The organism is Luteolibacter ambystomatis (assembly GCF_018137965.1).
In the GTDB taxonomy this organism is placed as follows: Bacteria; Verrucomicrobiota; Verrucomicrobiia; order Verrucomicrobiales; family Akkermansiaceae; genus Luteolibacter; species Luteolibacter ambystomatis.
In genome coordinates, this window is sequence record NZ_CP073100.1 from 714588 (window position 1) to 726897 (window position 12310).

The 12310-nt window shown below is 62.5% G+C and carries 6 protein-coding genes; 4 read left to right on the forward strand and 2 right to left on the reverse strand.

Features of this window, described 5'->3' with window-relative positions; genetic code table 11:
- The first annotated feature begins 21 nt into the window (after nt 1–21).
- The 3 genes from KBB96_RS02765 to KBB96_RS02775 all read left to right on the forward strand — a co-directional run bounded on the left by KBB96_RS02765 (nt 22) and on the right by KBB96_RS02775 (nt 7629).
- Nucleotides 22–3243, forward strand: a complete 3222-nt coding sequence (locus KBB96_RS02765; RefSeq protein WP_211632021.1) for a hypothetical protein — start codon at nt 22–24, stop codon at nt 3241–3243.
- 5 nt (nt 3244–3248) lie between these two features.
- The gene (locus tag KBB96_RS02770; protein WP_211632023.1) at nt 3249–3905 is read left to right on the forward strand and encodes a hypothetical protein; all 657 of its coding nucleotides are present in this window, start codon (nt 3249–3251) and stop codon (nt 3903–3905) included.
- Nucleotides 3906–4059: 154 nt separating this feature from the next.
- Nucleotides 4060–7629 carry a choice-of-anchor tandem repeat GloVer-containing protein gene (locus KBB96_RS02775; RefSeq protein ID WP_211632025.1) on the forward strand — a complete coding sequence of 1190 codons (3570 nt, stop codon included), beginning with the start codon at nt 4060–4062 and terminating at the stop codon, nt 7627–7629.
- Nucleotides 7630–7948: 319 nt separating this feature from the next.
- Here the strand turns inward: KBB96_RS02775 and KBB96_RS02780 are convergent, their stop codons facing one another.
- Nucleotides 7949–8377: an exosortase system-associated protein, TIGR04073 family gene (locus KBB96_RS02780; protein ID WP_211632027.1), complete on the reverse strand. Its 429-nt coding sequence runs from the start codon at nt 8375–8377 to the stop codon at nt 7949–7951.
- A gap of 171 nt (nt 8378–8548) precedes the next feature.
- On the reverse strand, nt 8549–10144 hold the full coding sequence (gene serA, locus KBB96_RS02785; protein WP_211632029.1) for a phosphoglycerate dehydrogenase: 1596 nt from the start codon (nt 10142–10144) through the stop codon (nt 8549–8551).
- 312 nt (nt 10145–10456) lie between these two features.
- Here serA and ilvD point away from each other — a divergent pair, with 312 nt between their 5' ends.
- The gene (gene ilvD / locus KBB96_RS02790) at nt 10457–12157 is read left to right on the forward strand and encodes a dihydroxy-acid dehydratase (RefSeq protein WP_318971853.1); all 1701 of its coding nucleotides are present in this window, start codon (nt 10457–10459) and stop codon (nt 12155–12157) included.
- Nucleotides 12158–12310: the final 153 nt, after the last annotated feature.

The following is a 12310-nucleotide window of genomic DNA, read 5'->3' on the forward strand; positions in this document are numbered from 1 at the left end:
TTCAGCTTGATCATCACTTTGATGATGATGGTGCTGCTCGCCACTCTGGCGCTGGGGCTTCTTTCGCTTTCCTCGATCACCCTTCGTGGTTCCACACAGGAAACCGCGCGGATGAAGGCCCGGGCCAACGCCCGCTGTGCCCTGATGATGGCCGTCGGGCAGCTTCAGAAAAACCTCGGCCCGGACCAGCGGATCAGCGCTCCGGCCGCCATGGCAGGAGCCAAGGTTCCGCCTGAGCACGAAAACTGGTGCGGTGTGTGGAAGTCGGATACGACCACCACCTCGTCCTTTCCCGCCGGTCGCGAGGACCGTTTCATGACGTGGTTGGTTTCCTCTCCTCAGGAAACCTCGCTGGGCCGCGTGGGATCCACCAGTGGTTCGTCCGTGGTTCTGGAGCGTTTGGCGGATGGTCGTGAAACCCGTGTGCCGCTTGTGAATCTGCCGGAGGGAAAGGCCGCGTGGTGGACCGCCGATGAAGCCCAGAAGGCCAACGTGGATCTCTTCGAGCCGGTGATCAGCACGGACAGCGCCCAGATCGCCAGCCGCCATGCGCCGCCCCGTCTGGCACCCGAAGCGATCGAGGCGATGAAGGCGTTTCCCAAGGATGAGGCGACCGTGAAGCGCTTGGTCACGCCGGAGGAGATCGAGCTGACGGGCGTTGCCAAGGTTCCGGATTTGAACCGCACCTACACCGTTGGCGCACGTACGGTGCTCTCGGACGTGCGGAAGGGGGGCTTGAAAAAGGATTTCTCCAGCCTCTTTGAAATGCCGGAGACCGAGATCTCCGGCTATGGACAGTGGACCGGAGCGAACTCGATCAACGATGCGCAGGCCTACATATACGGGAACCCGGGGGCCGCGATCGGCGCCCGTTGGAACCACCTTCACGCCTACTACAATCTCTATAAGGACGTCAGCCTGGTGGCGAACGAGCCGCGCATCCAACTGGCCTCGAAGCCGTTGATCGACTGGCGCCTTGCGGACCAACAGCAGGACTATGGTGACAAGCAGGGAGGCTTCCGTTATCCGCGCATCTCGCGCATCCTCTATGTGTTTTCCTACTCCGCGGTGCCACCCTCCGGCACCAGCACGGAGTTCACGCTGCGGCTCGGCGTGGATGTGTACGTTCTGCTGTGGAATCCCTTCGACGTCCGGATCACGTGGCCCGCGAACACCACGTTCCTGAGCAAGTTCAGCGCCGGACTGCCTTTCAAATTCAACTGGTTCGTGAATGGTGCCCAGCGCGGGGCGGCCACCCGCCTCGGCGATGTCATCGGATCTCCCGGCGGCTTGTTCCTCCAGTCCCAGTTCCAGATGCCGGGTGAGGCGACATTCAACATGGCACCGGGGGAAACCAGGTTGTTCTCCCTGGCGAAGACCACCAGCACTTTCAACGGCGGCAGCTACCCGGATTTCACCCCGGGCCTCTATTACAACGACCTCTTGTTCTATGACAAGGTGCTCGGCCCCGGTGGAAAGGTGACCGGCGGAGCCGCCGACCGGATCTCCGTGGGCATGGAGCCCTACAATGAGACCGGTGCTTACAACAACAAGGCCCAGTACGTGGATTTCTGGATCTACGACCGTTCGCGCGGCTGGCCCTACTATGAACATCGTGGCGAGATCATCGCGGAGGGGAACACCCAGTTCACCCAGAATCTCAAGCCGCTCTCGAAGGACATCCTTCCCTCGGTGACGATGTCGGAGGCTTCGGCGAAGAAGAAACCCTTCGCCGCGTTCATCATGGAAATGAAGTCGGCGGCGGATTCCACCCTGGCCACGCCTTCGTTCCTCTACAGCGGTGCCGCCCGCCTGTCATCGCGCCTGAACAACAGCAACGAGGATTTTTCCCTCGATCGCCTGGAGTACAAGCTGGAGAAGATGGAGTCCTTCCAGAGCGACGTGCTCCAATGCACCCTGCCGGGCGACCCGAACGGCGAGAACCACGGCTACATCGGTTCCGGCCGGTTGCCAATGGACGGACGCACGCACATGACCTCGCTCTCGATTCCGTCGATGCCGCCGCTTTCGGTTGCCAATCTACGGCACGCCAGCGTGGGCGACGGAGCTTCCTGCCTGCGCGCCACCTTGTGGGCACCACAGAATATTTCCTGCACACCTTCACCCATCTACACGGACCAGGCGGTGGGGAATTCCTACGCCCACCCGCGCATCTCCGCGAGCGCAACGAGTGGGACCGGTTCCGGGTCCACCTTATACGATCACTCGTTTCTCGCGAATGAGGCGCTCTGGGATGGTTGGTTCTTTTCCTCCCTCTCTTCGCGCTCGGCCGATGGCTCCGCGGTTCCGCCGAGTTCCGCCTGGAACGATTTCATTGTTGGAAAGAAGACGCTTCTCAACCCGCGTTTCAGTCTCTGGCGCGGAACGAACAATGATGACAAACTTCGCAGCGATGTCTTCAACGGGGACAAGATCCGTCTTGAGGCCCATCGTTCGATCGCATCCCATCTGCTGCTCAACGGCGGCTTCAATGTCAACTCGACCTCCGTGGACGCCTGGACGGCTTTCCTCTCCTCCACACGCTTGCGATCCATCCGCAAGCTGAACCGCACCGGCAATCCCGGAGGAGAACTGGTTCAGGCGAAGGGCACGTTGTTCTCCCGTGGCGATTTCGTCCTCGATGAGTCGGTGGATGGGAACTCCGGAGACGACAGCCAGTACTCTGGCTTCCGGGATCTCAGCGATTCCCAGGTCCGCGACCTCGCCACCAAGGTGGTGGACGAGGTGAGGAAGCGCGGTCCGTTCCTGAATGTTTCGGAATTCGTCAACCGACGTCTCGGAGACAACGCGGACCTCGCCCTGCGGGGAGTGCTGCAGGCCGCCATCGATGCAACCGATCTGAACGACCGCCTCAAGGCTCTCGGAAGGCCGGGGCTCGGCTCGCCACCCAGCGGTTCCTTCGCCAACCCCAACGCCGCCCAGCTCAATACGTCCACCGGCGCTCCCGGTTGGCTGATGCAGGGTGATGTCCTCGATCCACTCGGTCCGTTCGTCACCGTCCGGGGAGATACCTTCCGTATCCGGGCGTATGGAGAATCCACCGATCCCCAAGGCAACGTGGTCGCACGCGCCTGGTGCGAGGCCGTGGTCCAGCGGACACCCGACTATCTCGATAAGACCGAAACCGCTCAAACCAATCCGCCCGTCACCAAGGTGAACCTCCAGTTCGGACGGGAGTTCCGGATCGTCGGATTCCGGTGGCTGAACGGTCCCGAAGCCTGATGCCTATGAACGTCCGCCGATCCGCCACCGTCCTCGCCAGCCTGCTGCTTTCCTCATCTTTTGCCTGGGCGCACAAGGTGCGTTTTGTCGCCTTCGATCTACCGGTGGCCGCAGGCAAATGCCAGCTCATCCCAGCCACCGATTCGAAGAAGGCTTCCATCGTGGAACTCGGCATCAGCCGGTTCAGCGCGGTGGTTGATCTCTCCCCCGGCAGCTACAAGCTGGTGCTGCCGGATGGCAGGACCAGCGGAACCCTGAGCTTGGAGGGGGAGGCCGCCCGCAAGGCGATCGCCATCGTGCTACCGGGTCCGGAGGGGACGGTGAGCGTGCTCACCACACCGGACGAGTCCGCCTCCTTCGCCGCCGGCGACCGGATTTTCATCAATGCCACACGTGCGGAAATCCGCGTCCAGATCGGGGACAGGAACGTGGTTTGCAAACCGGCTTCGGTCCAGCTCGTGAAGCCGCCGGGCAAGATCGTGGATGGCCGCTACCCGGTGCGGATGGGCATCCAGAAGGACGACAAGTGGGTGACTTTCAACAGCACCTGGTGGCCGGACGATCCGACCTGCCGTTCGCTGGTGCTGCTCTATCCGAATGCCAACACCGGCGTTCCGGGAGTGAAGACGATCGAGGAGGTTCCGCAGAAGGAGCAGCAGTAGGCGGTCCACGTCTCCGAGGTTGGAGATCGGGGTGTTCCGAATGCCTCCGGAAACTGGTTATCAGCGTCCGGTGAAATTTTCGTGAGGTTGAGGTTACGAACTGGACGATTTGTTAGAGATTGTTCTAGCTTTGATACCTGTTGTCCCAACCCTTATGAAACCGTCCCCACTGCGTCCGCTTGCGGCGCTGCTTTGCCTTGGCCTCGGCCTTCCCATCGTCAGCCTTTCAGCCAGGGCGACACCCACCTTCGAGGCCGTCCAGGGCTTCGCCACCGGTCCCCAGCAGCCTGTGTGCAGGCTGGTGCGGGATGCCTCCGGAAATCTCTATGGCAGCACCTATGCCGGGGGCATGGGGGCTGGAACCATCTTCAAGGTCGCTCCGGATGGCACCGTGACCACGCTTCATGTATTCGACCAGACGGACGGCTGGTCCGCGGCGTTCGGCCTGACGTTTGGTCCGGATGGCAATCTCTATGGAGTGGCCGCATCGAGCTTTTCCAGCCAGGGCAATGTCTTCCGCATCACGCCGGATGGGAGCTTCACCATCCTCCACGCGTTCAGCGGCGGGGCCGATGGTGGATGGCCGGTGACGCAGTTGCTGCTGGCCAGTGATGGCAATTTCTACGGCACTACGAACGAGGGCGGTGCCCACGGCTTCGGCACGATCTACCGCATCACCCCGTCGGGTGAGCTCACCACCGTCGTCAGCATGAAGCAGGATGAGGTCGGCTGGGTTTCGCTCGGCAGCCTGATCGAGGGCGTCGATGGAAACATCTACGGCACCACCACCGACAACCGGGTGGGTGGAGAGAACAAGGGCGGCAGCATCTTCCGCCTGACACCCTCCTCCGGAACGATCACCGCGCTGGCGACCTTTGATGCGCTGCCAAACATGGCGGGAGCATTCCCTCACGGAGTCATCCAAGGATCGGATGGCAACTTTTATGGTTCGACCCAAGGCGGCGGACCCAATGGTGGCGGCACCGTTTTCAAGATGACTCCGACCGGCACGCTGACCCTGTTGAAGGGATTCGGCTGGCCGGAGGCGATGGACCTGTATGGTTCCCTGGTTGAAGGACCGGATGGGGATCTCTATGGCACGGCGCAGTTCGGTGGTCCGGATGGAGAGGGTGTTTTCTTCAAGATCAGCCCGACCGGCACCTATACCGTGCTGAGCACGCTTGATCAGGCGGACGGCCATCCCTACCGGCCGCAGGCGGGTTTCATTCTCGGGGAGGATGGCTACTTCTACGGTACGACCACCGCCGGTGGCCCCCGGAACGGCGGAACCGTGGTGCGCATGAACGCGGCGGGCGAATATACCGTGGTGGCTGGCTTCGATGTGAATCAGGACATGTGGTTGGATTCCGCGCTGGTCCAGGCTTCAGACGGCAGTTTTTACGGAACTTCCCTGGCAGGCGGTGTTGGATTCGGAGGCATCTACCGGATGTCCCCTGATGCGCAGATCTCGCACATCGCGTCCTTTGACACAGGGAGCAATCAATTCTTCCTCAGCCAACTGGCACTGGGCTCGAATGGAAACCTCTATGGCGTCCAGTCGCGGGGAGGCAACTACTACGTGGGTGGCATCTACGAGGTGACTCCGGAGGGGGCATTTTCGTATCTATGGTCCTTCGATGGTGAATACGGCTCCGATCCGACAGGGGTGGTCCAAGGAACGGATGGTGCCTTCTACGGCACGACTTCCCAGGGCGGCTTGATGGGCGGCGGCGTGGCCTTCCGCCTGACGACATCAGGCGACTTTTCCCTCATCGCTGAATTCGACGGCACCAACGGTTTTCAACCGAAGGGTTCGATGATCCAGGCGAGTGACGGAAACTTCTACGGAGTGTCCACCTCCGGAGGCAGCGATATGTCGATCGATGGCTCGATATTCAAGCTCACTCCATCCGGCGATCTCACCACCTTCGCATTGTTTGGTACGGACCCGGAGGACGCCCAGCGTCCGGTGGCCGGACTGGTGCAGGGTTCGGATGGGAATTTCTACGGTGCCTCTGAGGGAGGTGGGACGGATGAGGCGGGAGCGATCTACAAGGTTGCTCCTGATGGTTCTCTGACCACTATCGCGTCCTTCTCCCATGATGAAGGCTGGTTTCCGGTGGGCGCACTGGCGGAAGGTCCGGACGGTGCCTTTTACGGCGTGACCAATCGCGGGGGCAGCGAGGGCATCGGGACGGTGTTCCGTGTGACTTCCGCGGGCGTGCTGACCTACGTGCATGATTTCCAAGGTTCCGCCTACGGCCGCTATCCGGCAGCCGGGTTGACCAAGGGCGCGGATGGCGACCTTTATGGCACCGCCTCGGACGGAGGCTCCTTGTTGGATGGCTCGCCTGCGGGTGGCGGCCAGATTTTCCGCATCCATTTCGGTGCGGAGGTGGCCACGAACGGAGCGACGGAGGTCGGCGTGCTGGGAGCCAAGCTGAATGGCGTGGTCAATCCCGGCGGCTATGCCACCACGGTGACCTTCCAGTATGGCACCAGCCCGACCTTGGAATCTTCCTCCACTGTCAGCGGGGGCACGCTGTCTGCGGGTGATTCACCGGTGGGTGTGCAGGCCGTGCTTTCCGGTCTGGCACCGGAGACGACCTATTACTTCCGTGCCGTGGCAGTCAACGGGGAGACCCCGGTGCCGCAGGCGGGGGATGTCCGCAGCTTCACCACTGCGGCGGCCGTTCCTGCATCGGTGAGCACACAGCCCGCGTCGAGTGTGACCTTCACCACGGCCAGCCTGAATGCGGACGTGATCGCCGGGACCTATCCCGCTGGCGTCACCTTCGAGTACGGCACCAGCCCGACCCTCGCCTCCAGTACCACGGTGAGCGGCGGTACGATCGGAGCGGGAGAGGCCATCGTTTCGGTTCCGGTTCTTCTGAGCGGATTGAATCCGGGCACGACCTACTACTTCCGTGCGATCACCGCCACGGCGGAAAATCAGGTGCAGCAGACCGGTGAGATCCGAAGCTTCACCACCACGGCGGTGATTCCGGCCCAAGGCACCACTCAGGCGGCCACGGACATCACCACCACCACGGCCAAGTTGAATGGTTCGGTTTCCAGCGGCACCTATGGCGCGACGATCTCGTTCCAGTACGGCACCAGCGCCACTCTGGCGACCAGCACCACTGTAAGCGCCGGGTCAGTGGCGGCGGGGACTACCGCCGCCGTGTCGGCTCCGTTGACCGGTTTGACCGCAGGCACGACCTACTACTTCCGTGTCGTGACCACTCAGGCAGGTTCCTCCGCGCCGCAGCTCGGCCAGATTGCCAGCTTCACCACGACGGCCGCAGTGACCGGCAAGGCCAAGATCGGCGTGAAGGTGGCAGGTGAGGAACTCGAGAACGGTGAATCGATCGAGTTCGACGATACGAAGATCGGCGATACCGACACGATCACCCTGACCATCCGCAACACCAGCAACAAGGTGGCGCTCACGGGCATCGCAGTGTCGCTGACGGGCCGCGATGACGATCAGTTCAAGATCATCACTGCACCGGCCACCACGGTGGCACCGGGAGCGAAGACCACCTGCGTGATCCGCTTCGCCCCGACAGCGGAAGGCAAGCAGAAGGCCACGCTGCTGATCGCCAGCAATGATCCGAACGACAATCCGTTCAAGGTGAAGCTGAGTGGCATCGCCGCGCCGCGCCGCGGTGGCGGTCATGGCCACAATGACCGTGACGACGATCGCGGCGACTGCCGCTGATTGGATCTGATGGATTCCTGGGAAGCCGCTGACGGAGTTCCGTCAGCGGCTTTTCCTTGCTCTTGGAAAGCAATCGGCGGATGTCGGAACGGGGGGATTCCGATCCGCCGATCGAAAGGGGCGGGGAGTTGTCTTCCGGGGGAGAAGGCCGGCGTCCGGTGGGGACCTCGCGCTGACAAGGAAACACTGTCACAAAATCGGCCACAGGAAAATCACGTGATCGCGTTCCCACCATCGTGGGGGACCAAGCACACAACAAAAAATCCCGGCAGCGACGGGCGCGGCCGGGATTTTCGAAAAGGGGCTTTTGCCTCAGACCTCAGAAGGTCTGGGTGCGGCTGTAGCGGAAGGAAGTTTCGAAGCCGAGTTCCGGCGGGAATTCGGAGAGGCCGTCCGCAACGTTCATCTGGATGCGGTTGTCCTCACCGCAGCGCTGGTACGGGGGCTTGAAGGTGCCGCGATAGGTCGGGCAGGTGAAAGTGAAGACTTCGTAGAAGCCGTAGCCGAGGCGCTTCAGGGCACGGTTGGTGCCATCGACCGCACCGTAGGACCATTCCGCCTTGCGGCCGAGGTCGTCCTGCTTGCGCACCATTTGTTCCGGGATTTCCATCACTCCGTAGAGGATGTTGCTGAGACCGCGACCGAGCTTGCGGATCGAGGTGTACTGGGACTGCGGCGGCGCTTGGATGTCAGCGCTGGCCATGCCCGTAAGGACGGCAAAGGTAGCAAGGACGGCGAGTTTTTTCATGCTGCAGGGATGCTAAGGACGGAAGACGGGGGTTGGCAACGGATTTTTCCGCTAGAGACCGGGGTTTTTCACAACTTTGCCACGGCGGATTCGGGCCTCCTCCGGAGGCGGAAAAAGCCAGCGCCCGTCTAGAGCGCTGGCTTTCATGAACTTTCGGTATTTCCAACAGAATCAGAGGCCGAAGGACAGCACGCGGAGGATGCCCGGCGTGGCGCGCAAGGTTTCCAACAGGCTGACCGGCGGTTCCGAATCCACCTCGATCACCGTGACGGCACGCGAGAGGCTCTTGTTGCGGCTCAAGGACATGTTCGCGATGTTCACACCGGCGGTGCCGAGCGAGGAGCCGAGCAGTCCGACGACGCCGGGGCGGTCGTCATTCTCCACGAACAGGAACTGGCCGGAGGTGTTGGTTTCCACGTTGTGGCCGAGGATGTGGACGATGCGCGGGGCATTGCCGAAGAAGGTGCCGGCCACGGTGAAGGTCTCACCACCCTTGACGGCGGAGACTTCGATCAGCTCGGTCCAGTTGGTGGCGATGGCCACGGTGGACTCGGTGATCTGGAGGCCGAGGGCCTTGGCGACCGCTGGGGCATTGACCAGGTTCACCTGCGCCTCGTGGTGCGCGCCGGAGAGATAGCCGGTGAGCACGGTGCGGGTGACGAGCTGGGTGTCCAGCTCGGACACCGGGCCGAGGTAGGAGACACGCAGGGCGTCCACCTGGCCAGGGCCGATCTTCGCGAGGAGCTTGCCGAGCGCGGTGGCGAGATTGAGATAGGGGCCGACGCTTTCCAGGGTCTTCGCGTCGAGGTTCGGCATGTTCACCGCGTTGCGGATCTCGCCGCTGACGAGGAAATCCTTGAGCTGGTAGGCTACTTCGATGCCCACGTTTTCCTGGGCTTCCGCGGTGGAAGCACCGAGGTGCGGGGTGAAGACGGCCTTCTTCGCCGCGAACAGCGGGTGGTCGGCGGGAGGCGGCTCGACTTCGTACACGTCGAGCGCGATGCCGGCGAGGTGGCCGGAGTCCAGCAGCTCCTTGGCCGCCGCTTCATCGACGAGGCCGCCGCGGGCGCAGTTCACGACCAGCGCGCCCTTGTTCATCGAGGACAGGCGGGCCTTGTTGAGGATGTGGTTGGTCTCGTCGGTGAGCGGGATGTGGAGTGTGACCACGTCCGCGCCAGCGAGTGCCAGATCGGCGGTTTCAGCCAGTTCCACCTTCAATCCCTGCGCGCGGGCTGCGGTGAGGAAGGGATCGTAGGCGACCACGTGCATGCCGAAGGCTTGCGCACGCTTGGCGAACTCGGTGCCGATACGGCCCATGCCGAGGATGGCGAGGCGCTTGCCGTTCATTTCCACGCCTTCGAAGGATTTGCGGTCCCACTTGCCGGCGATTACGGTGGCGTGCGCCTGCGGGATGTTGCGGGCCAGCGAGAGCATCAGCGTGAAGGCGTGCTCGGCGGTGGAGATGGTGTTGCCGCTGGGGGTGTTCATCACCACCACGCCATGATCGGTGGCGGCATTGCGGTCGATGTTGTCCACGCCGACACCGGCACGACCGATGGCCTTGAGATTTTTGGCCGCAGCGAAGACCTCCGGGGTCACTTTTGTCTGAGATCGGACAACCAGACCGTGATAGTCGCCGATGATGGCGAGCAGTTCGTCGGGCTTGAGCCCGGTGTTCACATCAACCTGGATTTCCGGGGCGGTGCGCAGGGCATCCACGCCTTTTTCCGAAATCGGATCCGAAACAAGCACTCGGTAAGTGGCCATGAGGCGGGCGAGAAAAGCGTACCACCCCCCGCATGGCAAGGGCGGGGGTGCGTTTTATTGGTTTTGATTCTGTGGGAATCTTTGGGATTCGCGATTTTGCGACGCGGGATTCCCGCAACCCGAATGTGCATCCTTGGCCGGTGGATGCAAAAACCGGGAGATCCGGGAAAAGGCGGGGCGTGGCATGGGGCGGAAGAAAGGAGTGATAGTCTTTGGCCGCTTTTGCCCCGGGTTCCGGATGATGGCCCGGTTTGGGATTTCCCAATGGCCTCCGCCTTGACGCCGCGCCCGCAGCGGGAAAGCATCCCGCCGATGTCCGACTCCACCCGCACGTTCTCCAGTTTGATGCTTGACGGCCCCGACCGCGCGCCCAGCCGCGCGATGCTGTATGCCGTCGGATTCGAAAAGCAGGATTTCAAGAAGCCCATCATCGGCATCGCCTCCACGTGGAGCGAAGTCACCCCGTGCAACATCCACATCAACAAGCTCGCCGAGGAGTCCTCGAAGGGCGCGGATGCCGCGGGTGGCAAGGCGATCATTTTCAATACCATCACCATCTCGGACGGCATCTCCATGGGCACCGAGGGGATGAAGTACTCGCTGGTGTCCCGCGAGGTGATCGCGGACTCGATCGAGACCGTGGTCGGCTGCGAAGGCATGGACGGCTTCGTGGCGATCGGCGGCTGTGACAAGAACATGCCCGCCTGCGTGATGGCGATGGCACGCCTCAACCGCCCGTCCGTGTTCGTCTATGGCGGCACGATTCTTCCCGGCTGCGCCACGATCAAAGGCGACAAGAAGAATCTCGACATCGTTTCCGTGTTTGAAGCCGTGGGCAAGCATGCCAATGGCGAATACTCCGATGAGGAATTGGAAACCGTGGAATCCTGCGCGATTCCGGGCCCGGGTTCCTGTGGTGGCATGTACACCGCGAACACCATGGCTTCCGCGATCGAGGCGCTCGGCATGTCGCTGCCGAACAGTTCGTCCCAGGCGGCGATCTCGGACGACAAGATGCGCGATTGCTTCGATGCCGGTGCCGCCGTGCTGCACCTGCTCAATGAGAACATCCGCCCGCGTGATATCATGACAAAGGAGGCGTTCGAGAATGCCATCACCGTCCTCATCGCGCTCGGCGGCTCCACCAATGCCGCGCTTCACCTGCCGGCGATGGCCCATGCCGCGGGCGTGGACATTTCTCTCGATGACTTCGAGCGCATCGGCAAGCGCGTGCCGCTGCTCGCGGACCTGAAGCCCTCCGGCAAATACTCGATGGCGGAGCTGGTCAACATCGGCGGCACCCTGCCGCTGATGAAGATGCTGCTGGATGCCGGTTTGCTTCACGGCGATTGCCTCACTGTCACCGGCCGCACGCTGCGCGAGAACATCGAGAAGCTCGCGAAGCCCTATCCGGAGGGTCAGGAGATCATCCGCCCGCTTTCCGACCCGATCAAGAAGGACAGCCACCTGCGCATCCTCTACGGGAACCTCGCCGAAGGCGGCGCGGTGGCGAAGATCACCGGCAAGGAAGGCGAGCTCTTCACCGGCAAGGCCCGCGTGTTCAACTCCGAGGACGATGCCATGAAGGCTATCCTCGCCAAGCAGATCAAACCCGGCGACGTGATTGTCATCCGCATGGAAGGACCGAAGGGCGGTCCAGGCATGCGCGAGATGCTTGGGCCGACCAGCGCCATCATGGGCCTGGGCCTCGGCAAGACGGTCGCCCTCATCACGGACGGCCGCTTCTCCGGCGGCAGCCACGGCTTCGTGGTCGGCCACATCACTCCGGAAGCCTTCGTGGGCGGCACCATCGCCCTGCTCAAGGACGGTGACGAGATCACCATCGACGCGCAGAAGAACCGCCTCGACGTGAAGCTCAGCGCCGAGGAACTGGCCGAGCGCAAGGCCGCCTGGGTGCAGCCGGAGCCGCGCTACCGCCGCGGCGTGCTGGCGAAGTACGCCAAGCTCGTCACCAGCGCCAGCGAAGGCGCCGTGACCGACAAGGGACTCTGAGCCCTTCCTTCCTAACACCTTACGCCACGGGAAAGGAACCTGATCCTGTTCCCAGTGGCGTGCGGGTGGCGGTGGGGTTCCTCCGGCTTTTCGCCTGGGGCATCATCGTCTGTACGAATCTGCTCGGACTTGCACCGCTGGTCCTGTCGTTTT

Coding starts and splice junctions, on each gene's coding strand:
- KBB96_RS02765 (WP_211632021.1), top strand. CDS start 22: ATGATGATGGTGCTGCTCGCCACTCTGGCGCTGGGGCTTCTTTCGCTT.
- KBB96_RS02770 (WP_211632023.1), top strand. CDS start 3,249: ATGAACGTCCGCCGATCCGCCACCGTCCTCGCCAGCCTGCTGCTTTCC.
- KBB96_RS02775 (WP_211632025.1), top strand. CDS start 4,060: ATGAAACCGTCCCCACTGCGTCCGCTTGCGGCGCTGCTTTGCCTTGGC.
- KBB96_RS02780 (WP_211632027.1), bottom strand. CDS start 8,377: ATGAAAAAACTCGCCGTCCTTGCTACCTTTGCCGTCCTTACGGGCATG.
- serA (WP_211632029.1), bottom strand. CDS start 10,144: ATGGCCACTTACCGAGTGCTTGTTTCGGATCCGATTTCGGAAAAAGGC.
- ilvD (WP_318971853.1), top strand. CDS start 10,457: ATGTCCGACTCCACCCGCACGTTCTCCAGTTTGATGCTTGACGGCCCC.